This is a genomic window from Acinetobacter sp. UBA1496, from assembly GCF_002324975.1.
Taxonomy (GTDB): Bacteria; Pseudomonadota; Gammaproteobacteria; order Pseudomonadales; family Moraxellaceae; genus Acinetobacter; species Acinetobacter variabilis.
The window spans coordinates 1-24,792 of record NZ_DCRI01000030.1; the positions used below are offsets into that span (position 1 = coordinate 1).

Here is a 24,792-nt window from a genome sequence, read left to right on the forward strand (position 1 = left end):
AGTGTCAACACACCCTAATAAGAATCTTCTAATTAAATTTGGGTAGAATGCTGATTAACTTACAATAAGGACTTATTAGACCTCTTGCGAAAGTATCGTTTTACCTAATTTTTGAATTGGCTAAAACCTTATAAAATGTAGCTTTGGGCTGTTTAAATTTTGACTAACGCAAGAAGTCTATTTTATGCTGAATTATTTAGTTAGTTTTTCGACAGGGGCTAAGAGCAATTCAGGACAGATTCAGATTCTGATAGGCATATTAGCGCTAAGTCTGCAATTTTTGATTATAGACAAATAATTGAACAGATAAAAATTGCAAAAAAAAATAGGAAGATCGTGCAGATGAACAAAGAAAATTTGAATTAAAAATACAATGCCTTAATATGTTACTCATAGCTTTGGATAAAACGTATTAAAAATAAATAACTTACAAAAAATATTAGAATTGTCGTAAGGGTCTATCAAATCACTCGATCAGAATAGCGAAGTAATAGAAGGTGATATTCGAAAGTTAATTACACCCACTAAAGAAAAAATTAACCATGCTGAAGAAGTTCAAAAAAATACTTTTGATATGTATAAGCGTATAAATAGAAAGAGCGCTTTCAATAGCCTAGATGAGCTAACTGCTATATATGATGTATTAGTTTCTATAATATATGATACAAATAATACTGACCTAATAATTCATCACTTTACAATAACTGAAGATTAACAATCTCGTATCACACACCAATCCTCAGCCTCACTACCCACATAGTTACCCTACCCCATTAACTGAATAAGGCTTTTCGTATGCTGCCTCTAACATGTTAGCAAAATCTTCGATCCCGGATGTAGTAAGTATTTACAAGCACCTTGATATACGCCCAGTGATCAGGGCCAGCACATCAATCGATAATTTCTAATTATTCACAAAGGGTTGAGTGCTTCATGTCGCGTGTCATAAAAATGAATATTTGGAAGCCCTGTCTTTTGCTTTTTCTTAGCTTAACTTAAATAGTTTCATGACGTAATTTAAGCCTTATAATCGGTAAAAAGCAGTAATTTTAAAGATAATGCGGATAAAGGTACTTTTTACTGTAGGCATAAAAAAAGGGTTTTAAGCTACTGTTTTCGCTTAAAACCCTTATAACATTAGTTTTGAATCTTGGTAGGTATATCCAGACTCGAACTGGAGACCTCTACGATGTCAACGTAGCGCTCTAACCAACTGAGCTATACACCTAGAATGCTTGGCATATTATAAATTTTTCGATCCTAAGACAAGCCTTTTCATTTAATTTTCAATATATACGTACAAGTTTTAAGCAAATCTTTGAATTGTTTCAGATCTTGGTCTGAGAATTCCCTACCAGAATAAATTGATTTTTCAAATAGTCTGATTGCTTCAAAAAATACAGGCTGATCTTTATCCTGAACTTGCTGAGATAGCCTTAACATCCATTGGTGAAAAGTCTCTGCAGGTTGTCTTTCTAAATCTTTTTTTAAAGTCTGATTAAATTGCTGAATGGAGTAATCAAAGGGTGACTGTAATTGTCGAGCTTTAAGGTAGATTTTTATAATATAAAGCAATATGAGTATGCCAATACCGGATATGAGAATGATCACACTGGAATAAACTGAACTTAGACCTAACTTCGCTAACCAGCCTTGTTGAGATTCAGCATTATAGCCCACGACCTTACTTTGCCATTGGTAACTTGCATAATCACTCCAGACTCTTAGTTTGGTCAGCCATACATTACGCTGTGATGTCCAACCAGAATTACTTGCCCATACTCGCTCATCTTGCGAGATTAAATTTTGCATCCCATCATCAATACGTTGCGGGGCTACCATTGCGGTAGGATCAAAACGCTGCCATCTTTGGTCAATCCAGACTTCTGTCCAGGCATGGGCATCCAACTGACGAACCTCCCAACTTTTCCCATCGGGTGCCAATTGTCCACCTTGATAACCTGTGACCACACGTGCCGGAATTCCCACATATCGCATCAGCATCACAAAACTGGAAGCATAGTGTTCACAAAAACCCTGTCGGGATTTAAACAGAAATTCATCAATCCGGTTTTTGCCGAGTACACCTGGTTTCAGGGTATATACAAAATGATTTTGCTGGTACCAGTTCAAGACTGTTCGGATATAACGTCGCGGATCCTCCCCACTTTGTAGATATAAACGCTGTGCCAACTGTTGTGCCTGAGTATCCAAATGGACTTGAGTCTGGGTATTCAGTCGCTGAACAAATTGCTCCGGTAAAATACTTTCAGTATTTTGACTACCTAGCCATTGCAGATGAATCGGTTCTACCCTTTGGGTCAAACGCCTTGGTACGATACTCCAATCCTGACGATTATAATAACGGCGTTCCAAAGGCATCGATTTTTCCAGCCCCATCACCCAGAACACAGAAGGATCAGCAGCCAAATATTGGTAATTCCACCCTGATGGGGATACTGGAACAACTTCTCCAGGCTGACGGATTAAAGGCTGCTGATTAATAAAGCTACTGGTCCAGCGCTGTCCATCATACTCATCTAAAACTAATGCCCGCCAATACAATTCTGAACGTGGCGGCAGTTTACTAACATCACCAATAATCCGGAAAGCCAAAGCATTAGATTGAGATAATTCAGCAATATCTCCCGGTGACATACTGTCACCGATCCCGGTCACGCCTTTATTTTCTGGAATCGGGATATGCCAAAGCGGTGGCAAACGCGGAAAGAAGATGAATAACAAAATAAAAAACGGCAGAGCATAAAGCACAAAGCTGCCAACATATTTGGCATCTTGCTGCAAGGCTATACGTGGTGATTGCTGACTCTGCTGAAACTCACTGGTCTGAATCCGGTATAAACCAATTAGACAGCTCAACAAGCATAGAATAATCACAACAGCCATACCAAAAGACTGGCTATATAGAAATGAACTGGCCGCAACAAAAAGCGCAAAATTAAACAGGATAATCAGATCCCGCCGGTTTTTCGTTTCCAGTGATTTGGCAAATAAAAAAGTGGAAAGAACTGCAACACCTGCCTCCACTCCAATAAAAATTTGGTGGCTGAGATAAATACTACCTAATGCCAAACCAGTGAGTAGAAAAGTCCCTATTTTAGGAAATGGCTTTTGCCGTTTAAGAAAAATCCAGATACACAGTAGGCTAATGACAAAGATAATGCTGAGCAGCACCGGGATGAAAGCTACTTGGGCAAGGATGATCAAGCCTAGGGTCAAGACGATCGAAATTCGGATTTTTCCATCAATCATAGATTCACCCGTTATGCCTGAGCCAATAATTGTTTAGCCTTACGTAACTGTTCTTCACCTGCTCCCTGCGGCAATTCTACCTGTGGTAAATGTAACGCATATGCACATTGCTGCTGCTCACATTGCTCAATCAGTCCCATCATCAAGCCCAGTTTCTCCTCATGCGACTGGCTAGGCATATGTTCATAATGAATCTCAATGCTATGTTCATCCTGATACTGTTCAAAGACTTTGACATATAAGCCTTGCCCACGTGCAAACTGTTTCCAGGAAACCGCCTGCAATGAGTCTCCAGATTGATAATTTCGTAATTCACGGAACTCATCCATATCCGGTTCAAAGCTATTTTGATAAATCTTGTTTTCCGAAGTGTTATTTTGGGCTTTGGGTGCCACCCAGGCAAACTGATGATGATAAAGGTAGGTCCATGCTCGAACCAGACCAAAAGGATAGACTGAATAGATCTGAATCACCGGATACTCAAATTTACCGCGACGTTCTGCATAAAATGGCAGCACCCAATGCTGCTTTTGTTCAGTCAGATAAACTTTCTCCAGCTGATTGCCGGCCTTAATATACAGATAACGCGGCCGGGCTGTGGCTTGCTGAAAATAAAAATGCAAATTGAGTGCATCACCCACCTGTCCGACGTCTTCAGCAACCATTTCAATATCCAGATCATGCAACTGTTTAAAGGTCAGATAGAAGCTGACACATAGCACTGCACTGATCAGAAAGCAGAAACCTAAGATCAGGTTATTGGCATAATTCACGCCAGCAATAAAGGTGATAAAAATCAGAACCAGATATAGATAACCCTGCTGATAAATAAAGACCAGTACATCCTTTTGGGAAAGCTGTTTTTGCTGTGAAAATTGAAAACGTTTCGCCAGCCAGTTTTGCCAGGTTTTATCCAAGAGCGGACTCCTTTAACTGACTGCAACCTGTTGCATCACATTTAATGTTTCTGCATCGCTCAGTCCCAGACGATGGGCGGCGACTGCCACAAAAACGGCTTGCACATCGTCTGGAGTTACAAAGCTACGTTGCTGAATGATGGCATTGGCCTGTGCTGCACGTTTAAGCGCCAGCAAACCTCGTGTTGATAAGCCTTGGCGTTTCTTGCGAGTTTCTTCCGCAAGATCCAGCATATATTCCTGGACCGTTTCACTGATAAAAATCTGCTGGGTCAACTGCTGTAATTCCAGCACTTCATTTTCAGTAAATACATGTGCCAAGCTAGCGATCAAAGCAAAACGAGATTCTTGCTGTAATAAAAGTTTTTCAGCATGACGGGATGGATAACCCAAAGACAGGCGCATTAAAAAACGGTCTAGCTGAGATTCAGGCAAGGCATAAGTGCCACTTTGAAATAACGGGTTTTGGGTTGCGATTACCCAAAATGGTTTAGGCAAGGCATAACGTATCCCATCCACAGTGGTATAGCCTTCTTCCATCGCTTCCAGCAAGGCACTCTGAGTTTTGGGACTGGAACGGTTAATTTCATCTGCCAGCAAAATCTGGGTAAAAATAGGTCCCTGTTTAAACTCGAACTGATGTTCTTTCTGGTTAAACATATTGATACCAATCACATCACTAGCCAGCATGTCATTGGTAAACTGGATCCGCTGAAATTTCAGTCCTGCGAGATGGGCTAGGCTGCTTGCCAATGTTGTCTTGCCCAAACCAGGTAAATCTTCAAACAAAACATGCCCGCCTGCAATCAGACAGCATAGTGCTAATCTGGTCTGTGCATGTTTATCCAGAACAATCGCATTAATTTCTTCGAAAAATTTTTGAATCTTGGGTGCATAATCAGCCAGCTTCTGTTCAAGCTCATCATTATCGTGCGCAATATCCAGCTTTTCTTTTTGTTTCATGCCCCAGATCACAATATTTTCCCTAATAAAACATGCTGTAGGATTAACATACACTGTTTTTTAAAATTCCCCAAAGATCAGTCATCTGCCGGCTTTATTTCTACGGAATAAATTGGGAATTTTACATGATTAGATTTGCTATAAGAACTAATTGAAGCTTTAAGATTAAAGTTTAGATAAGTTGCATTTTGATTGGCATATTTATTAGAAATAACCAGCTATTAAAAATCTTTGAGATCTGAACTTATACCTAAAAGATAGAGACTTTTAAAAATTTAAATTCCCAATGTCAAAATAGATCATGATTTTGTTTTATCTTGTTTGAATCCTAAAATTTTCCCATAAAAAAGCGCCCCGAAAGGCGCTCATTTTATTCATGCATTAGCATGGACACTTCTTCATCTCTCCACCGGCAGATGGATAACGAGAATCTACACAGTGATGATAAAATGTTTTAGGGTCCATCGCTTCCAGATCAGGATGGTGCTTTTTCATATGCGCCAAATAGGTCTGATAATCAGGCACACCCACCATCAGGCGGAAACTCTGCTGTAAACGCTGCCACAATGTCGCAATCCGTGACCAGTTTTTCGGGTTCAGGATCAGGTCTTTTTGTGACATCACGGTCATCTTGATGATTTTATAGATAACCGCTTTTCCACCTTTAGCAAACTTCAAGTTCATGCGCTGCTCCTTAATGTCCTTTTGCAGGCTGAATTTCTTCAGGATCGCCATATACTGCTTCTGCTTCATTTACTGTTGGTACCGGGCTCGCCAGGGCTCGACGGATTACGCCAATTGCAGCAAATAGCATTACAAACGCCACAATCATAAAGAAGCCACAAAGTGCTGCGTTGATCTGGTTCGACATTGCAACAGTCTGCATTTCAGCCAGGGTTTTCGCTGGTGCCAGAATTTCATTATTCGCAATTGCCGTATTGAAACGCTCTGCCTGTGCCAAGAAACCGATTTTCGGATTTTCATGGAAAATCTTCTGCCAGCCAGCCGTCATTGAAGTAATAAACAGGAATACGGTTGGAACAATGGTTACCCACACATATTTCTCTTTCTTCATCTTGAACAGGATGACTGTACCCAGAATCAATGCCATTGCAGCCAGAATCTGGTTACCAATACCGAACAGTGGCCATAAGCTGTTAATACCGCCTAATGGATCAACGACACCTTGATAAACGAAGAAGCCCCAACCCGCAACAGCAACGGCTGTACCCAGCATATTACCGAAGAAGTTATGAGATTGTTTTACCGCAGGAATCACGATACCAACTGTGTCCTGAACCATGAAGCGACAAGCACGAGTACCCGCATCTACTGCGGTCAGAATGAATAAAGCTTCAAACAGAATTGCAAAGTGATACCAGAAGGCCATCATTTCACGACTGTTAAAGATTTCGGTAATGATATGCGCCATACCAATCGCGAAAGTTGGTGCACCACCCGTACGTGACAGAATCGAATTTTCACCTACTTCCTGTGCCAGCAATGTCAGTGCTTCAGGTGTTACCACAAAACCAAGATTACGTACTGCTTCAGCCGCAGTATCTACGGTTGTACCTAGTAGTGCTGCTGGTGAGTTAATCGCAAAGTACACACCTGGATCAAGAATCGCGGCACAGATCAAAGCCATGATCGCTACAAAGGATTCCATCAGCATACCGCCATAGCCGATTATCCGGATATCGCGTTCGTTGTTGACCAGTTTCGGTGTTGTTCCTGAAGAAACCAGTGCGTGGAAACCGGAAATCGCACCGCAGGCAATGGTAATAAACAGGAATGGGAACATTGAACCCGCGAATACTGGGCCTGTACCATCGACAAATTTGGTAATCGCTGGCAACTTCATTTCCGGCATCGCGAACAGAATGCCAATCGCCAGACCGGCAATCACACCAATTTTCAGGAAGGTAGATAAATAGTCACGCGGTGCAAGTAATAACCAGACGGGCAATACCGATGCAATAAAACCATAAATGATCAAAGCCCAAGTCAGTTCAGTACCAGTTAAAGTGAACAACTGTCCCCAGTAGGGATGCTGTGCAACGTTTTCACCATAGATAATGCCAAGCATCATCAATACGAAACCAATGATCGAAACTTCTGCAATTTTACCCGGACGGATAAATCGCATGTAGATACCCATGAAGATGGCGATCGGAATCGTAGCGGCAATACTGAATACGCCCCATGGACTGTTGGTCAGTGCTTTAACAACGACTAGCGCCAATACTGCTAGGATGATGATCATCACACCCAGCGCACCGAGCATCACGATAATACCGGCAAAGGTACCCAGTTCCTGTTTCGCCATTTCACCCAGTGAACGGCCGTCACGACGAGTAGAAATAAACAATACCAGGAAGTCCTGTACCGCACCTGCCAGTACCACACCGACCAGTAGCCAGATCGTGCCCGGCAAGTAACCCATCTGTGCTGCAAGGATTGGACCGACTAAAGGACCCGCACCGGCAATCGCGGCAAAATGGTGACCGAATAACACACTTTTATTGGTCGGCACATAATCCAGACCATCACCCAGACGATGGGCAGGCGTTAAACGGCGTGCGTTCAGTTCAAAAACTTTATTGGCAATAAATAAACTGTAGAAACGGTAAGCGATGCTATACACACAGGCTGCGGCCAGTACCAGCCAGACTGCATTCACATGCTCACCACGACTGAGTGCAAGTATCCCGAAGGAGACTGCCCCGACTATGGCTACCAGGAGCCAGATGATTTTCGAAGTCATGGTTGACTTCTGTTGTAAAGTTTCCATTCAATCCCTCATTTTGTGAAGCATATAAATCAGCGTGATTTTTTTATTCGAGGTACTGCTGTTTTCCCTTGCGACTTTACGCTTGTTCCTTTCGAATTCCTCTAAGACTTTGGCATAAAAAAAGGGACGATTTTAGTCATCCCCTTTGATAATAGTCTATTTTCCGACCATTATGCACGTTCTAAATAGTCACCAGTACGGGTGTCTACGCGAACGCTTTCTTCTTGCTGAACGAATAATGGAACACGTACTACTGCACCTGTTTCAAGTTTCGCTGGTTTACCGCCACCGCCAGAAGTATCGCCACGAACACCCGGATCAGTTTCAACAATTTTTAATACTACAAAGTTTGGTGGGCTTACTGTTAAAGGTACGCCATTCCACAACATGATAGTACATTTTTCATTTGAATCGTCTTTTAACCATTTTGCAGCATCGCCCATTGCTGTTTTATCAGCAGCGATCTGTTCGAAAGTTACAGGATCCATGAAGTTCCACATTTCGCCATCGTTGTACAAGTATTCCATTTCTACTTCTACGATGTCTGCAGCTTCTAGAGAATCACCAGATTTAAAAGTTTTTTCCAAAACTTTACCACTGCGAAGGTTACGTAATTTAACACGGTTGAACGCCTGGCCTTTACCTGGTTTAACGTATTCGTTTTCCATGATTGAACATGGGTTACCATCAAGCATAACCTTCAGGCCAGACTTGAAATCGTTCGTAGAATAATAGGCCATGATTGGCTCACTCCAAACTTACTAACTTTAAGCTATTGATGCTATGGGCTGTTGCAATGTCATTTAGCAAGTCTGACACGAACATGAGTTGCCACATGCACATTCATTTAATGTTGCGTATTCTAAATGAGCAATACACCAAGTCGCAACGAAAAAATCGGTTTTAACTTGCTGACACTGCTTAACTTAGCATCAGCTATTCCAATACTGGTGCACAACCAGTCTTCCAAGCATATAAAAGTCTCTATGCTTTTGCATACCATAGCAAACTGATCGTGTTTAGAGAAATTTTAGCCAGCTTTCACATTCCCATCTCTAGACAAACTGCTAAACTGCTCACTTCTGGCTATCGTCTTCATCTTTTTTTGATCTTCCGGCATGACACAGTATTTATATCAAGAAGCAAATTGGCAATCGCAACTGAGCGACCTGATCACCGATCCACAGGAACTACTACAGATTTTACAGCTTTCCCCAGATCAGCTGTTATCTGGTGCTCTTCTGGCCTCTCAAGCCTTTAAATTACGTGTACCACGAGCTTTTGCTTCCAGAATGCAGCTAGGCAATCCTTTAGATCCACTTTTATTACAAGTGTTACCGCATCATCTGGAACTGGAAGATCATCCGGGATTTGTCACCGACCCCCTAGGTGAAGAACAAGCCAATCAGCAGCCTGGTGTTCTACATAAATATAAGTCACGTTTTTTACTGACCTTAACCGGTGCCTGTGCAGTTCACTGTCGTTACTGTTTCCGACGCCATTTCCCCTATCAGGAAAACCTGCCTAAAAATGAGGACTGGATTAATATCAAACAATATCTGGAAAGCCAGCCAGATATTAATGAAGTAATTCTGAGTGGCGGTGATCCACTGACCTTATCTAACCGAAAATTAAAAACCTGGATTGAACGACTAGAATCGGTACCACATCTCAAATTTTTAAGAATACATTCACGAGTTCCTATTGTGATCCCAAACCGGATCGACGAAGAGCTACTAAGCATGTTAAAAAACAGTAGGCTACGTATTATTCTAGTGGTACACTCGAACCATGCATCAGAGCTGGATGACCTGACCTGTAAGCAGCTTAATCAGCTGGTTCAGCATCAGATCACGGTACTCAATCAGGCAGTTTTATTAAAAGGGGTTAATGATTCTGCTCAAGTTTTGATTGATTTAAGCTATCGCTTGTTTGATGCTGGAGTGATGCCCTATTATTTACATGTACTTGATAAAGTAAAAGGTGCGCATCATTTTGATTTACCTGCTGAGCACATCAATGAGATTTATACAGAAGTTTTAGCGAACCTACCGGGGTATCTGGTTCCTAAACTAGTTCGAGAAATAGCGGGTGAGAAGAATAAGACACCGCTTTTTGGGGTTTCAACATTTTTGAGTTAAATAATAAAGATGAGTAAGCATACTGCAGACATTTTTCAGACAACGGCTGAACTCACCATAGAACAGCTAAGTTTTTGTCCCACAAATGCCAAAGCATTGCAGGAATGGGTCGCAGGAATTTCAATCCTGCAATTGGGGAATTCATCCAAATCTCTGTTCAGTGCTTTACTGGAAATTTCCGAACTGAAATGTGCGGAAACCTTGCGTTTTGACCTGATTCAGGTATTGCACCCTACCCTTGAAAATGTTTTGGCCAGTCTTGAGAAACATTTCGTCAATCAGGGTTTGATCACGACGGATCGCAATGACCAGATTATTGAGCTGGCCATGCTGTTACGCAGCTATTTTGCCAAGATCTATATAGATATTGCCAAACGCTGTAATCATCAGCTGAATCATCAAAAGTTTTCACTATTTTCCTTGGGCAAAAAGAAAAGTCTGCAAAGTGCCCGGATGGTTTCCATTTACTATGGTCTGCAACAGTTAAGCCTGCTGCTCTATCAACAGCATATGCTGTATAGCACACCTGGCGCTGGCCAGTGGTTGGCAGCACATCAGTTGCTGGAATGTGCGATGGACAATAATTTCTATCAGACCAACATTAATCAGGTTCTTGGCACCCAGCACGAAATCCAGAATATTGCCCAAGCCTATGCACGACTGATCTTACTAGATATTTTTAATACTCATCAGATTCGTCCTGCTGAAATTCAGGGCTTATATTTATGTAGTGCAGACTGGGCGAAACTGGTTCAGATTCTACCGAAAGAAACCACGCTATCACGTTATGTGGTTGATGCCAGCAAAGATCATCCACCTTTATTAAATTCTCATCAGGGTCAGCATTTCCAGCCGAGCTTCTATATTTCGACACAAAACCTGATGGAACACCTGACCGGCACTCAAAGCAAAAATGCCCAATATCTGTCACGTAATGAAAAGCTGTTCCTGACGCCTGCCCTGCATTTTCATATCTATAACCTGCTTTCGAATAATGTCGAACGCCGTCATGAGCGTTATGAATATTCTGCACAGATCAATATCTGCTTTGGCTTAACGGTGGCGCATTTTTATCTGTCTAAGGGTAAAAACTTTAATGAAACGCTGGAACTGGAAGGTAATTATGGTTTCCAGAGCGAAAGCAGTTTTATCAGCTCAATGCATAATACCGTTCCAAGCGGATTCAGCAGTATCAAGGCGCTCGATCGCGAAGCCAAACAGATTCATACCGCTGAAGTTCTCGATATCAGTGTTAATGGTTACCGGATTAAATGGTCAGGTATCACACCTGCCAATCTGAAAACTGGCGAATTTATTCTGGTTCAGGAAAAATCTCAAAGCCAGTGGCGTGGTGGTGTCATTCGCTGGATCAAACAGTCTGCTGATAAAAGTCTGGAAATTGGTCTGGAAATTCTCGCACAGGAACTGTTCCCTTGCGCAGTCTATGCCCGTACCGACAAACACAGTGTCAATTATCAGCCAGCCATTCTGGTACAGATGACCCAGCTTGATCAGGTCTCAACCAGTATTATTGTCTCTGGCTCACAAATGTTTAGGGAAAAACAGACCATTCATTTACGACTTGGCCAAAAAGAACTCAGAATCTACCTGACCAAGGCGCAGCTCATTACACAAAGTTTTATCCGTTTTGACTATGAATTATTAAATGATCAAGAAGAAGATATCATCGAAAACTTTATACATAAGCAATTGAATGAAACTAGAAATCACGATTTATGGGAAGCATTGAAGTGAGAAATCCATTATTGTCTAAAAAGTTAAAACGTACTGAAACACGTTTACTGATCATTGATGATAATCAAATTAGATATAACCAAATCCGTGATCTCTTAACCAGCAATGAATATCAGGTCGATGCCGTTCTGCTTGATGATCTGCAATCTTTTGAAAAACAGTTAAACTTTAACTGGGACCTGATTATTTTTGGTCGTGCGTATGATCTGAAATATGAACAGGCCTTAAGTCTGGTTCAACTTTCGCAGCAACCTGACCTTCCTATTCTTTTGTTAAAACCAGAAGATTATCAGGCTGAACAATATGCCCAGTATATCCGTAAAGGTATTTTTGACATTCTGAATCTGGATTACCCAGGCCGCTTCTTCCTTAATCTGGTACGTGCCCTTTCCTTTAGCCGTACGATGCAAGCACAGCGCCATTTAATTGAAGAACTGGAAACTGCACAAAGCCAGGCACAATCATTGGTAGAAGACAGTAACCGTGCGGTCGCAACCATTCAGGAAGGCATCCATATTCAGGCTAATGCCGATTATCTCAAACTGTTTGGCCTTAAAAGCGAGGATGATATTATCGGTCTGCCGCTTTTAGACCTGTTACAGCCGCAAGATTTGAATGATTTTAAAACCCGCTTTAAAAAGATTTCTCAGGGCCAGTTTGATTTAGGCCGTTTTGATATTACTTCGTCGAATCCAAATGTGGCTGCTGCCAATCCATTAAAACTGGAATTTCTGGCATCTAGTGCTGAAGAAGATGCACTACAAATTACGATTGATACAGCGACTACTCAGGCAAGTGCCTCTTCTGAAAAAGTTGCAAACAAGCCAAATACCTTACAGTCACTTAAGCGTGAACTCAATCGTGAACCGGCCAAAGCCAATGCATTGATCACTTTCTCCTTTGCTGCGTATGAACCGCAAGTCCTGAATGGTGACTGGGCGACCTACATAGGTTACTTCCATGAAATTAAGAAATTCCTGAAAGAGCAGGTTCGTATTCCGCTCTTCAAACTGGAACATGATGTTCTGGTGGGGATCATTCAGGCAGATGCGCAAGACATTCTGGAATCCAAACTGGTTGGACTAGGTTCATTGACCAAACCACAGCTCATTACAGTGAATCAGCAAACTTATCCGCTCAATCTGCGCATCGGTTATACCCTGCTTGACGGTGAACTGCGTGATGAAAGCCATTGTAATGAATTAATCGGTCGGGCTTTCTCTACTCCTTTACCACAAGCACAAAAAACTTCTGAGTTTGTTCTGGATATTCCTGCAACGACTCAGGAATCGATTTCAATGCCAAGCATTGACTTCACGGTTTCAGAACCCGTTATTCCAGCGCCTGAGTCCATACCGGTCAGTCCAGCAGTCAGTGCTGTACCACTGACTACATCGCCAGTATTAAAAGCACTGCGTGAATGTCTGGAACGTGGTGAAATTCATCTGAAATATCAACAGCTGTATGATAAAGAAGATACCAACCTCTATATGTATGAGGTGACTAGTGGCTTTATCTTTGAAAATAAATGGCAGGACATTTCTTCCTTGATAGAACTCAATGAAGATGATGAATTATCTATTAAACTCGATCGCTGGATTCTGGTTGAATCAAGCAAGCAATTGCACAACTTCATTACCCAGTATCCGGATGCCCGTTTAATCGTGAACCTGAACCGTGCGGTACTATTTAAAGACCGTACTTTTCCTGAGTTTATTTCCAAACTAATTACCATTATTCGCAGTAAAGTCGAACATCCTTTAACTTTACAGTTCTCAGAAGAAGATATCCTGATGAACCAGCAGGATGCGCAGAAATATCTACGTACTTTACGTGAACATGGCGCGCGAATTGCGATTCGTAACTTTGGTCACTCAATGTATAGTGAAACCCTACTACGTGAGTTTGATATCAATGGTCTGAGCCTGGATAGCAAACTGACCAAGATGCTGAACAATGATGCTGAAATTGAACAGTTACAGGAAAAAATCACCACGTACAATGAAATCAAACCAGTGAATATCATGATCCGTGAACTGAATGACATGACCTTATTTGCGAATGCCTGGAACGTCGATGCACGCTTTATTCAGGGTGATTATTTCCAGAAAAAACTGGATCATCTGATTGATGTACAAGACCACTAAGGTCTTGTACTCGCCTTTCAATCTAGAAACGTGAAATGATTTTCTAAATTGCAGGCACAAAAAAAACGGGCATAAAGCCCGTTTTTTTATTTTGGGTATTAACGTTTAACAGAACGTGACATACCAGCAAAACGTTGTTTGAACTTGTCGATACGGCCGCCAGTGTCAACGTTCTTTTGCTTACCAGTGTAGAATGGGTGGCAAGCTGAGCATACGTCTAGGTAAAGAGTTTCTTTACCAACAGCTGAACGAGTTTCGATTACGTTACCACATGAACAAGTAGCAACTAGTTTTTCGTATTTTGGGTGAATATCGGCGCGCATCGTCGATTACTCCATTAAGATGAAAGAAGGTTTTGCTGTCATCGCAATTGATCACTCTCAAATATTGAGGAAGGGCCAGAATCAGGATTCAGGCAGATCAACACCACAACAGACCATTCTTTTGGCCCACCGAGACGGATACCGTCAGAGCTAAGCACAACAAGTTGGGCGGTATTATACGGCAAACAAATCCAATAAGCGAATTATTCTTCTGTATGTACGGCCTGTTTGGCCCAGAGATTCGCAATCACACCACAGGCCATGAGCTGGATTTGATGGAAAATCATAATTGGTAAAACAATTATGCCAAGTGGCTGACCAATAAACAGAATCTGTGCCATCGGTACACCACTGGCAAGCGTTTTTTTGGAACCACAGAAGAACACCGTTTTCTGGTCAGCACGATTAAAGCCCAACCAGCGTGGAATAAATAGCGACAACAGCATCACAATGGTCAATAAAACCGAACATGCCAGCAGCAGCAAGAGCAAAGTACTTAAGCTGACTTCACGCCAAAGCCCAGCCACCACCGCACTGCTAAATGCCCCATAAACCACCATCAGAATTGAGCCCTGATCGAATACTTTAACGATCTTGGGCATCTTCTGCATTTTTGGGAAAATCCATGGACGTAGTAACTGACCTAAAATAAAAGGCACTAATAACAGCAGCGTAATCTGTAGAATCGATGCTGTCGGATCAAAGCCATGCTGAGATTTCCCAAGGATAAAGAATGCGACCAGCATCGGTGTAATGAACATCCCGATAATATTGGAAAATGAAGCACTACAGATTGCACCGGCAATATTCCCTTGAGCCACTGAGGTAAAGGCGATGGAAGACTGTACGGTTGATGGCAAGAAGCACATAAACAGGAATCCCCAATATAATTCTTGCCCCAGCATTGGCAATAGGATTGGCTTTGCCAGCAAGCCTAAAATTGGAAAGAGTGCAAAGGTCAAGGCAAAGACCAAAGTGTGTAATTTCCAGTGCATCAAGCCTTCAATTACAGCTTCACGCGAAAGCTTGGCACCATGCAGGAAAAACAGGATGGCAATGGCTGCTGTCGTGATCCAGCTAAAGAGTTCAGCTGCCTGCCCTGACACTGGCAATACACTGGCCAGTAACACCATAACAAAGAGCAAGATCGTGAAGCGGTCCAATGCCAGCAGTTTAAGCATCTGATTTCCTTCCCTCAAAATTTTATTATTCGATAAAAAATACCCGGCTATCTTAACAGATGCCGGGTCCATATTATGCATTCAGATTGATGGAATATTTTCATCCATACATGAATACATTTCACATATCTCGCTCTATAACACTTAGTTATTACGTGCGTTATTGTCTTGCTGGATCAATTCGATTTTATAACCGTCTGGATCTTCCACAAATGCAATCACAGTGACACCGCCTTTCATTGGGCCAGCTTCACGAACAACATTGCCACCACGTGCCTTGATTTCTTCACAGGCTTTATAAGCATCATCTACCGCAATCGCAATATGACCGTAGCCATTGCCCAGGTCATAGCTTTCTGTATCCCAGTTATGGGTCAGTTCAAGCACAGTGTGATTTTCTTCATCGCCATAACCTACAAAAGCCAAGGTAAAACGACCTTCTTCATAATCTCGCTTACGAAGTAAAGTCATACCAAGAACCTCAGTATAGAACTTGAGTGATTGTTCCAGATTGCCTACACGTAACATGGTATGCAGCATGCGCATATTAATCATCCTTATTTACAGATTGTTGTTGGTGTTCACCGAGTAATTTTGCCACCCAAACCACCAGAATCAGGATTGGAATCCCGATTAAAGTGGTCATCAGGAAGAAATTCGGATAACCGATATTGGTCACTATAGTACCTGAATATCCACCTAAAATCTTAGGGGTTAAAGTCATGAGTGAGCTAAAAATAGCATACTGAACAGCGGTAAAGGACACACTGGTCAGACTGGACAGGAAAGCAATAAAGGCTGCACCTGCGAGACCTGCAGCCAGATTATCGACAATAATTGCAAAATACAGCCACCATGAACTATAAGGTTTAATCACTTTACCCTGAATTTCGACATTCTCACCAGTTCCAATTATAATTGGCTGAACATCGATATCCATCGGATTGGCTTGGGTCTGCGACAAGTCCACAGCATATGAATGCTGCTGGGCAACTATCGGATGCTCTTGCTGCATTAAGCTTGCATTGATTTGCTTCACAGGTGCAGCAATCAGTTTTTCGGCAGGAATAGCAGCACTAAAGACACGTCCTTCATCCAGCTTGGCTTCGAATTTATCGCCATTCAGCTCCAATACAATTTTTTGCTCTGCAGTTAAATCCGGCCCTAGATACTGACCGCGAACCACGATGCTATTTTCCTGTTCATTGGCACTGATCAGGTTATCTGTGGTAACAGGCAGAAGCTGTAATTGTGCTGCTTTCGAATCATTCTGTTGCAGATAAGGCAGGTTGACTTGTACTGCATCTGCCGGATGATTCAGATAATGTGCACGAACCTGAATCTGTTCGGCCTCTTTAAAAGCAGTATTGGGTACATTCAGTTTCCAGTAACCGACTTCATCTGTATCTGCCCGAAAGGTTTGCTGACCTACCTGAACTTCGACCTGCCCCAGCTTTTCACCAGACTTCACTAAGCCAATAAAAATCAGATTGGTTGAACAGGCCAGAATCGCGCCTACAAACATCAGTTTCATGATGTTCATTTTCTGGGCCAGCAAGCCACCTAAAAAACCGCCAAGCAAGGAGAAAATTACCCCATACACTTTCACAGCTTCAGCAATCTGCTCCTTGCTAAAATTTAGATCCTGATAAAACACATTGGAAATCACACCGGCAATAATATCGGAGACCCGATAGAAACCGATCAACAATAACAACACCAAAGCCAGCTTTAAGCCATAGCGATCAAAGAAATCTGCTACGGGATTGACCCAGGTTTCGAATGCCATCTGCTTATTCACAGCACCCACTTTGACCAGAATCGTACCCACACCGAAAGCAACAGCACCTGAACCGATAAAGCGTAAAGCCTCAAAACAGAATAAGGCAAAAGTATCCTGAATCGCCCACTGTTCAGTGATACTCGATACCAAGTCACCGGAATAGACATAACTCAGCACAAAGCTTATAACAGCCACAAAAAACACGCCAACCAGACGGAAATAATCACTGCGCTGGTAATCTTTACGTATCCGATCCACCTGAGGCTCACGAATGACCAGTGTAGTAATAATCCCAACCAGCATAACCACTGCCATCGCCAGATAAGTCCATTTCCAGGCATCATAGATATAATTGCCTTTGGCCGTGCCTAAATATGCCGCCAGAAACAGAGCTCCAGCGCCAGCCACAATCATCCCGATCCGGTAACCCGCATTATAGGTCGATGCCAGTACGGTCTGCATCTGAGTTTCGGCCAGCTCAATACGATAGGCATCAATGACAATATCCTGCGTTGCAGCCGAGAATCCCAGCAGGACTGCACCTAATGCCATCTGCTGTAAATGTGCCTGCCCCAATGCTGGATCTGAAAAAGCCATAATTGAAATCGCAGTTACAATCAGGATCTGAGCAATCAATAGCCAGGCGCGCCGGCGACCCAAAGCTTTGGTCAGAAATGGGACAGGTAATTCATCAATCAATGGCGCCCAGACAAACTTAAATGAATAGCCTAGTGCAGCCCAGCTAAAAAAAGTCACCGCACTTTTACTGATTCCGGCTTCACCGAGCCATAAAGACAAACTGGAAAAGATCAAAAGAATGGGGACACCGGCTGAAAATCCGAGAAACAGCATGATCAGGGCACGTCGATCCAGAAATGCTGTAAATGCGGATTTCCAACCCGTCGTTTGTGTTGTCATTGCTTTGTTATTTTCCACGAAAACCAATTGCTGCTATTCAATCCTTTAATAACGTATCTTTCAACAAAATTTATATATTTCTCGCATACCCGATTTTTTATTTTGTGGCAAAACTGACATGTTGGCTTGAATTTTTCAAGTAAATCTGTATACCTTAAACCTTATCCACGTCATATTTCGTTTTGGACTTTCAACAGTGACTCAGAGACTCGATCAAATTCATTCTTCAATTTCAAGTAATACAACTATATCTCAACAAAACATCAGCTCCGACCTACTTATCTCAGCCTTTGAACAAAGCGAAATTACACCAACCCTTGAAAAGACATGCCTGAAACCGGCACAACTGACGCGTATTGCCGATCCGGATAAAATCCCGGCATCGACCAAGCGAATCAAGCCTTTAAATAATTTTCTAGGCCAGGACCGTGCCCGTGCTTCGGTTGAAGCCGGTATTGCCCTGCCATATTCAGGCTATAACATCTTTGCGGTGGGTACAGCAGGACTCGGCAAACGCACTATGGTAAAGCGTTTGTTGCAACAGCATGCCAAAACCATGCAAACGCCTAATGACTGGGTCTATGTCAATAATTTTCAGAATCCTCGTCAGCCTATCGCACTGGAATTTCCAGCCGGTCAGGGACCCAAGTTTCAGACGATGCTGCATCAAAGCTGGCAATCTATTCTAAAACAGCTGGAGCGCCGTTTTACTACAGAAAGCTATCACAACCGGATTGAAATGATTCGTCAGGAAACGGGTGATGAACAGCAACTCGCACTGATCGAATTGACCCGTGAAGGTGAAGAACTCGATCTGAAATTGATTTCTCGCAGTGATGAACATTGTTTTGTACCGATTCATCTGAAAGATGACAAAGTACAGGAAATGTCTCAGGAAGATTTGAATGCTTTAAGCAATAAAGATCGTGCTGAAATCGCGTCAAACATGCGTTACATGGACAAGAAACTGGAACGCCTGGGCCTTCATTTGGGCGATTTGGAAGATGATGCGCGTGACCGTGTTCAAGTGCTGAATCGTGATATTGCCAAACAGGTAGTGATGCCACGCGTTGAGCAGATGCTGACTAAATTCAAGCATGTCGAAGGTCTAGAACAATATCTGAAGCAATATGCTGAAGACATTATTAATAATGTTGAAATTGTACTGGAACAGGAAGAAGACGATTTTACCCCTGCCCAGTTCAGCCGCGTACCAGCGCGCTTCCAGGCCAATGTGATCGTCACCCATAAGCCAAATAGCGGTGCACCCGTTATTTTTGAAGATTTCCCGACGCATTACAATCTATTGGGTCATGTAGAACAGCTGACCCAAAATGGTACGATTACTACAGATTTCACGCTGATCCGTCCCGGCTCCTTGCATAATGCCAATGGCGGTTTCCTGATACTTGAAGCTGAACAGTTACTGGAACAACCTTATGCATGGCAAGGTTTGAAACGTGCCTTGAAATCTGGGCATCTCAAGCTTTCATCTTTAGAGCATATGCTGACTCTTACCGGTAGCATTTCCATTGAACCAGCTTCTATTTCGCTGAATATCAAAGTGGTGCTGCTGGCAGAGCCAGAAATTTATTATGAAATTCTGGAACTTGAACCAGAACTAGGCAGTATCTTTAAAATCCGTGCTGATTTTACCGATACCTTGCAACGTAATGATGAAAATGAGCAAGCCTATATGCAGCTCATTGCTGACTATGTGCAATCAGATAAATTATTACCATTTGACCGTTCTGCATTATCTGCCCTGCTGACCGACTCAAGCCGTCAGGCTGAAGATCAGAGTTCCCTGTCACTACATGCATTAACGCTGGGCGACCTGATTCGTGAAGCGCATCATCATGCATTCGAAGCGGGTGATAAGATGGTGTCAGAAAAGCATATCAATACCGCACTGGATCATCGTAAATATCGCTTAGGCTATTTACGTGAGCTATTCTGGCAAGATCTGACCCGTGGCACTCAACTGATTGAAACTCGCGGTCATCGTCTAGGCCAAATCAATGCGCTGTCTGTGATTCATTATGCAGATGTTGAATTTGGTCTACCTTCACGCTTAACTGCTTCTGTATATCAGGGTGGCGGTGATATTCTGGATATCGAACGTAGCGTAGAACTTGGCGGTTCTTTACATGCCAAAGGCGTGTTATTGATGGCCTCTTTTCTAAAAGCACATTTTGGCCGCGAACAGACCCTGCACTTCTCTGCCGCTTTGGCTTTCGAACAGAGTTATGGTCAGGTGGATGGTGACAGCGCGACAGTCGCTGAACTTTCAGCGCTTATTTCTGCGATTAGTCAGTTACCGATTGACCAGTCCTGGGCGATTACCGGTTCCATGAACCAGCTTGGTCAGGTGCAACCGATTGGTGGAGTTAATGCAAAAATTGAAGGTTTCTTCGATGCCTGTAAGCTGCAAGGCCTGACAGGTAAGCAGGGTGTGATTATTCCACGACAAAACATGCAGCATCTGATGTTACGTAAAGATGTTATTGCTGCAGTCGAAGAAGGTCAGTTCCATATTCATGCCATTGATAATATCGCGCAGGCTTTGGAAATTCTGATGGCACGTCCGGTCGGGACTATGGACAAGAAAGGCCGTTATAGCAAAAACTCGATCTTTGCTGCTGTGATGGAACAACTCGAATACTGGCAAGCCATTGAAGATGGTGCCGAGTTTGAGGAAGAACCTAAGAAAAAGAAAAAAAAGAAGAAAAAGAAAAAAGATAAGGCGCCTATAAAGGAAGTTCTGACCGATCCAGATACCTTAGCTGAGGCCTTGGTTGCTGAATCAAAAGAACTGGAAAAATCTGAGGATTAGGCAGAAGATTAATTCTGCCCCCCTTTCTCACTATTCACCCATAAAAAAAGCGCTTCTTTCGGAAGCGCTTTTTCACATCTATCAGTTTAATCCAAGGATTAAGCTTCAGGTGCTGGACTGTATTGTTCTACTAAAGGCTGTAACTCACCTTTTTGGAACATTTCTAGGATGATGTCACTACCACCGATCAATTCACCATTGATCCAAAGTTGTGGGAATGTCGGCCAGTTCGCAATTTGTGGCAGAGTTGCACGAATATCTGGGTTTTCCAGAATATTAACATAAGCAAATGGACGACCAATTTGACTGAGTGCTTCTACCGCACGTGCAGAAAAACCACATTGTGGAAATTGTGGTGTGCCTTTCATATAAAGAAGTACTGCGTGCTTGGCAATTTGGTCACGAATTAACGCTTCGGTATCGCGTGCTTGTTCAGTCATTGATAAATCCTCAACTAATCTGTCTCGCATTATACCCAAAACAGAGAAAAACAGTACGTCTAAAGTAATAAATCCATTTTTATTTACAATTACCCTTTAAATCTGACCAAGTTTTTGCTTATATAAGTTTTTCTTTCCACCTAACAGTAAAGAGTTAGTCATGAACAATATTACCCTCGCTCCGGTACAAACTGATCAACCTTCACATTTGATGCCAGTCTTTGGTCGTCAACCGATCAGCTTTGTCCGAGGACGAGGTGCATATCTTTATACCGAAGATGGTACAGAGTATTTAGATGCCTTAACTGGGATCGCCGTTTGCGGTTTGGGTCATGCTCATCCAGTGATTGCTGAAGCAATTGCGGAACAGGCTGCAACCCTGATTCATACCAGTAACCTGTTTGAAGTGCCTTGGCAAACTGCTGCAGCACAGAAACTGGCTGAAGTCGCTGGCATGGAAGAAGTTTTCTTCTCCAACAGTGGTGCAGAATCGAATGAAGGTGCGATCAAAATTGCGCGTAAATTCGGTCATATGCAAGGTATTGCGTCACCAAAAATTATTGTAGCTGACAAATCTTTTCATGGCCGTACGCTGGCAACCCTGTCTGCAACCGGTAACAAAAAAGTTCAACAAGGCTTTGGTCCATTGGTTGAAGGCTTTATTCGTGTACCTTTTGGTGATATTGAAGCCATTGAAGAAGCTGCAATTAACCATCCGGATATCGTGGCTATTCTGGTTGAACCGATCCAGGGTGAAGGTGGTGTCAATACAGCACCGCAAGGCTTTAGTTACCTGGAAGAAATCCGTCAGATCTGTAATCAGCACAACTGTTTGATGATGCTGGATGAAGTACAAACAGGTAATGGCCGTACCGGTAAATATTTTGCTTATCAGCACACCAATATTGTGCCCGACGTATTGACGACTGCTAAAGGTCTGGGCAATGGCTTCCCAATTGGTGCCGTGATGACTCAAGGTCGTGGTGTCGGTGTTTTAACTGCGGGGAATCACGGTTCGACTTATAGCGGTACTGCATTGGGTTCACGCGTGGTTTATACCATCATCGATATTATGCAAAAAGAAAATATCGTAGCCAATGCCGCTGAAAAAGGTGCATATATTGTTGAGCAGTTACGTAACCAGCTTGCAGATCATCAAGTGACTATACGCGGATTCGGTCTGATGATTGGGATTGAGTTGCCTAAAGATTGTGGTGAGCTGGTGGATATTGCACGCGATGAATACAAAACCATTATCAACGTGACTGCAGGTAATGTCGTTCGTCTGTTGCCTACCCTGAATATTACACAGGAACAGGCCGATCAACTGATCGAGCGTTTAGTGAAAATGATCAAGGCCTACCTTGCTTAAGTCTATCTTGAAAAACAAAAAAGCCGCTTTAAAGCGGCTTTTTTGTTTATAGGGAATTTATGATGCGACTTGCAACAAACGTCCACCAGAGATCTGGCTAAAATATTGTTTCAATGCATCCAGACAGCGCAGGACTTTAGTCGGTTGCTGTTCTCGATTAGGTATAACTGCATAAAGGGTGACTGGCGGAAGTTTCCATTCAGGCAAGACTTCAATCAGTGAACCATTTAATAAATCTTTTTTAACATCAAGATATAAAATCTTGGCAACCCCGTTGCCTTGCAGGCACATGGCTTTTGCAACCAAGCTGTTATTGGTACTAAAGCGTGAGCTTAGTTCAAATTCAACCTTTTCTGTGCTATGCACATGCTGAAAACTGAAATTCTGATGATTTTTAATATGCGTTAAAGGCAAAACATCATGGTGTTTCAGGTCTTCAGGACGCGAGATAATTGCGGTCTGGTTAATATAGCTTGGCGCAGCAACAAGAATCTGTTCAATCTGCATTAATGGCACAACCTGAAGGTTGTGGTCATCATCGTTCTGGTCAAATCGCAGGGCAATATCAATGCGCCCTTCCAACAAATCAACCTCATGATTGTTTGTTTCCAGGTGGACTGTCAGGCCACGGTGTGCGGACATCCAGTGAGAAAGTGCAGGAATCACATGGTTCGCGCACACTTCCGGTAAGGATACAATACGAAGTTCACCAACAAGATCGTCACGTAACTCGTTAATGCGAACCTTTCCACGCTCAGCAGCAGACAACATTTCCTGGCAGCTGTGAAAAAAAGCTTGTCCCGCTTCGGTCAGACTTAATTTTCTCGTAGAACGATTTAGAAGTACAACTTCCATATCCTGTTCCAAAGAGCGAATTTGTTGACTCACGGCGCTGGTTGTAATCCCTAACTCACGTGCAGCACCGCTAAACGAGTTCTTTTCCACAACACAAGCAAAGACACCCATTGCTCGAAGTTGATCTAACATAAATTCCCCTCTAAACTTATGAGATGCTTCATCTTTTGATAAAAGCAACTCATTGTATTATACGGTGAAATTTACGTTTTGCATTATTTATTTAATTATTTGGTAAAACTGTTGTTGGATTAATCGGTTTTCCGTCTAAGCGAACCTGAAACTCAAGCATAGTGCGGGTTGTACCAGTCGCCCCCATCTCGGCAATTTTTTGACCAGCCGTTACATTTTGGCCACTTTTCACGCTTAATTTACTGTTATGCGCATAAGCGGTGATATAGCCATTAATATGTTTAACTAGTACCAGATTACCATATTCCTTCAGGCCATCTGCTGCATATACCACCTGCCCATCTGCTGCAGCAAAGACCGGATCTCCGACATTACCGCCATAACGGGTACCTTTGATATTTGCAGCCAGATCATAGTTTTGTAATACCGGACCATTTGATGGCTTGACCCAACGTAATCCTGCTGCTGTCGATACTGGGGTAATCGGTGCAGAAGTAGTGGTGGCAGGTTTTGGCGTAGTCTTAACAGTTGTTGGAGCGGGAGTGGTTGGCGCTGGAATCGCAATCGTTTGACGCTGAATCGGTGAAACTTGGGTAACAGGTTGAGTCGCGGTAGTACGGCGAGCGGTAGTGTTATTTTTCAGGCGAATCGACTGACCCACATAAATACGATACGGCGGAGCAATATCATTCATCTCTGCCACACTGATATAGCTCAGACCATAACGTGCAGCAATGCCACTCAAAGTATCCCCAGAGCGTACCGTATAGAAGTCAGGCGCTGCGGCATAGCGGGTCATATTATTGACCTGAGGTTTAGTGGCACAACCAGTAATAATCATTGTGGAAACAACCACAGTGGACAAAACCAGAGTTTTGATGAAGCTGGATGGTGAAGCATGAATGAAGTATTTCGGTGACACCAAGGACATTATCTTCCTCTCTAACATCTATACGGTTGCA

Annotated in this window: 18 protein-coding genes and 1 tRNA gene; 5 read left to right on the forward strand and 14 right to left on the reverse strand. The window is 42.7% G+C overall.

Annotated features, from left to right (window positions below; translation table 11 throughout):
* Nucleotides 1–1,151 precede the first annotated feature (1,151 nt).
* From B3143_RS03195 to efp, 7 genes are all read right to left on the reverse strand, one after another.
* Nucleotides 1,152–1,228, reverse strand: a tRNA-Val gene (locus B3143_RS03195).
* Between the two features lie 47 nt (nucleotides 1,229–1,275).
* Nucleotides 1,276–3,273 (reverse strand): transglutaminaseTgpA domain-containing protein, encoded by a 1,998-nt coding sequence (locus B3143_RS03200; RefSeq protein WP_214001392.1) that lies wholly within the window; start codon nucleotides 3,271–3,273, stop codon nucleotides 1,276–1,278.
* Nucleotides 3,274–3,284: 11 nt separating this feature from the next.
* A complete protein-coding gene (locus B3143_RS03205) occupies nucleotides 3,285–4,190 on the reverse strand; it encodes a DUF58 domain-containing protein (protein WP_034170023.1) in 906 nt (301 codons plus the stop codon).
* A 12-nt stretch (nucleotides 4,191–4,202) separates the two neighbouring features.
* A complete protein-coding gene (locus tag B3143_RS03210; RefSeq protein ID WP_175967295.1) occupies nucleotides 4,203–5,153 on the reverse strand; it encodes an AAA family ATPase in 951 nt (316 codons plus the stop codon).
* A gap of 381 nt (nucleotides 5,154–5,534) precedes the next feature.
* The gene (locus B3143_RS03215; protein WP_214001393.1) at nucleotides 5,535–5,837 is read right to left on the reverse strand and encodes a YbdD/YjiX family protein; all 303 of its coding nucleotides are present in this window, start codon (nucleotides 5,835–5,837) and stop codon (nucleotides 5,535–5,537) included.
* A gap of 10 nt (nucleotides 5,838–5,847) precedes the next feature.
* On the reverse strand, nucleotides 5,848–7,947 hold the full coding sequence (locus tag B3143_RS03220; RefSeq protein ID WP_005235012.1) for a carbon starvation CstA family protein: 2,100 nt from the start codon (nucleotides 7,945–7,947) through the stop codon (nucleotides 5,848–5,850).
* A gap of 170 nt (nucleotides 7,948–8,117) precedes the next feature.
* The gene (gene efp, locus B3143_RS03225; RefSeq protein WP_004782608.1) at nucleotides 8,118–8,687 is read right to left on the reverse strand and encodes an elongation factor P; all 570 of its coding nucleotides are present in this window, start codon (nucleotides 8,685–8,687) and stop codon (nucleotides 8,118–8,120) included.
* A 378-nt stretch (nucleotides 8,688–9,065) separates the two neighbouring features.
* Between efp and epmB the strand changes: the two genes are divergently transcribed.
* From epmB to B3143_RS03240, 3 genes are read left to right on the forward strand one after another with little or no spacing between them, the layout of a single operon-like run.
* Nucleotides 9,066–10,088 carry an EF-P beta-lysylation protein EpmB gene (epmB, locus tag B3143_RS03230; protein WP_261634912.1) on the forward strand — a complete coding sequence of 341 codons (1,023 nt, stop codon included), beginning with the start codon at nucleotides 9,066–9,068 and terminating at the stop codon, nucleotides 10,086–10,088.
* Between the two features lie 9 nt (nucleotides 10,089–10,097).
* Nucleotides 10,098–11,843 carry a GTPase gene (locus B3143_RS03235; RefSeq protein ID WP_261634913.1) on the forward strand — a complete coding sequence of 582 codons (1,746 nt, stop codon included), beginning with the start codon at nucleotides 10,098–10,100 and terminating at the stop codon, nucleotides 11,841–11,843.
* Nucleotides 11,825–13,990: an EAL domain-containing protein gene (locus tag B3143_RS03240; RefSeq protein WP_034170025.1), complete on the forward strand. Its 2,166-nt coding sequence runs from the start codon at nucleotides 11,825–11,827 to the stop codon at nucleotides 13,988–13,990. Before B3143_RS03235 ends, B3143_RS03240 begins: the two co-directional genes overlap by 19 nt.
* 98 nt (nucleotides 13,991–14,088) lie before the next feature.
* Here B3143_RS03240 and rpmE read toward each other — a convergent pair whose 3' ends face one another.
* From rpmE to B3143_RS03260, 4 genes are all read right to left on the reverse strand, one after another.
* Entirely contained in the window at nucleotides 14,089–14,313 is a 225-nt protein-coding gene (rpmE, locus tag B3143_RS03245) for a 50S ribosomal protein L31 (RefSeq protein ID WP_004782616.1), read from the reverse strand.
* Between the two features lie 203 nt (nucleotides 14,314–14,516).
* Nucleotides 14,517–15,494, reverse strand: coding sequence for a bile acid:sodium symporter family protein (locus B3143_RS03250; protein ID WP_034170026.1), 978 nt, complete (start codon nucleotides 15,492–15,494; stop codon nucleotides 14,517–14,519).
* A gap of 144 nt (nucleotides 15,495–15,638) precedes the next feature.
* On the reverse strand, nucleotides 15,639–16,040 hold the full coding sequence (gloA, locus tag B3143_RS03255) for a lactoylglutathione lyase (RefSeq protein ID WP_004782618.1): 402 nt from the start codon (nucleotides 16,038–16,040) through the stop codon (nucleotides 15,639–15,641).
* 1 nt (nucleotide 16,041) lies between these two features.
* Nucleotides 16,042–18,213, reverse strand: coding sequence for an AmpG family muropeptide MFS transporter (locus B3143_RS03260; RefSeq protein WP_375725985.1), 2,172 nt, complete (start codon nucleotides 18,211–18,213; stop codon nucleotides 16,042–16,044).
* A 178-nt stretch (nucleotides 18,214–18,391) separates the two neighbouring features.
* Between B3143_RS03260 and B3143_RS03265 the strand changes: the two genes are divergently transcribed.
* On the forward strand, nucleotides 18,392–21,031 hold the full coding sequence (locus tag B3143_RS03265; protein ID WP_214001397.1) for a Lon protease family protein: 2,640 nt from the start codon (nucleotides 18,392–18,394) through the stop codon (nucleotides 21,029–21,031).
* Between the two features lie 98 nt (nucleotides 21,032–21,129).
* Here B3143_RS03265 and grxD read toward each other — a convergent pair whose 3' ends face one another.
* On the reverse strand, nucleotides 21,130–21,471 hold the full coding sequence (grxD, locus tag B3143_RS03270; protein ID WP_004782624.1) for a Grx4 family monothiol glutaredoxin: 342 nt from the start codon (nucleotides 21,469–21,471) through the stop codon (nucleotides 21,130–21,132).
* A gap of 160 nt (nucleotides 21,472–21,631) precedes the next feature.
* On the opposite strand from grxD, the gene B3143_RS03275 reads away from it, so the two are divergent.
* Nucleotides 21,632–22,843: an aspartate aminotransferase family protein gene (locus B3143_RS03275; RefSeq protein ID WP_214001398.1), complete on the forward strand. Its 1,212-nt coding sequence runs from the start codon at nucleotides 21,632–21,634 to the stop codon at nucleotides 22,841–22,843.
* Nucleotides 22,844–22,900: 57 nt separating this feature from the next.
* Here B3143_RS03275 and B3143_RS03280 read toward each other — a convergent pair whose 3' ends face one another.
* Nucleotides 22,901–23,830, reverse strand: a complete 930-nt coding sequence (locus B3143_RS03280; protein WP_214001399.1) for a LysR family transcriptional regulator — start codon at nucleotides 23,828–23,830, stop codon at nucleotides 22,901–22,903.
* A 91-nt stretch (nucleotides 23,831–23,921) separates the two neighbouring features.
* Nucleotides 23,922–24,761, reverse strand: a complete 840-nt coding sequence (locus tag B3143_RS03285) for a peptidoglycan DD-metalloendopeptidase family protein (protein ID WP_214001400.1) — start codon at nucleotides 24,759–24,761, stop codon at nucleotides 23,922–23,924.
* Nucleotides 24,762–24,792: the final 31 nt, after the last annotated feature.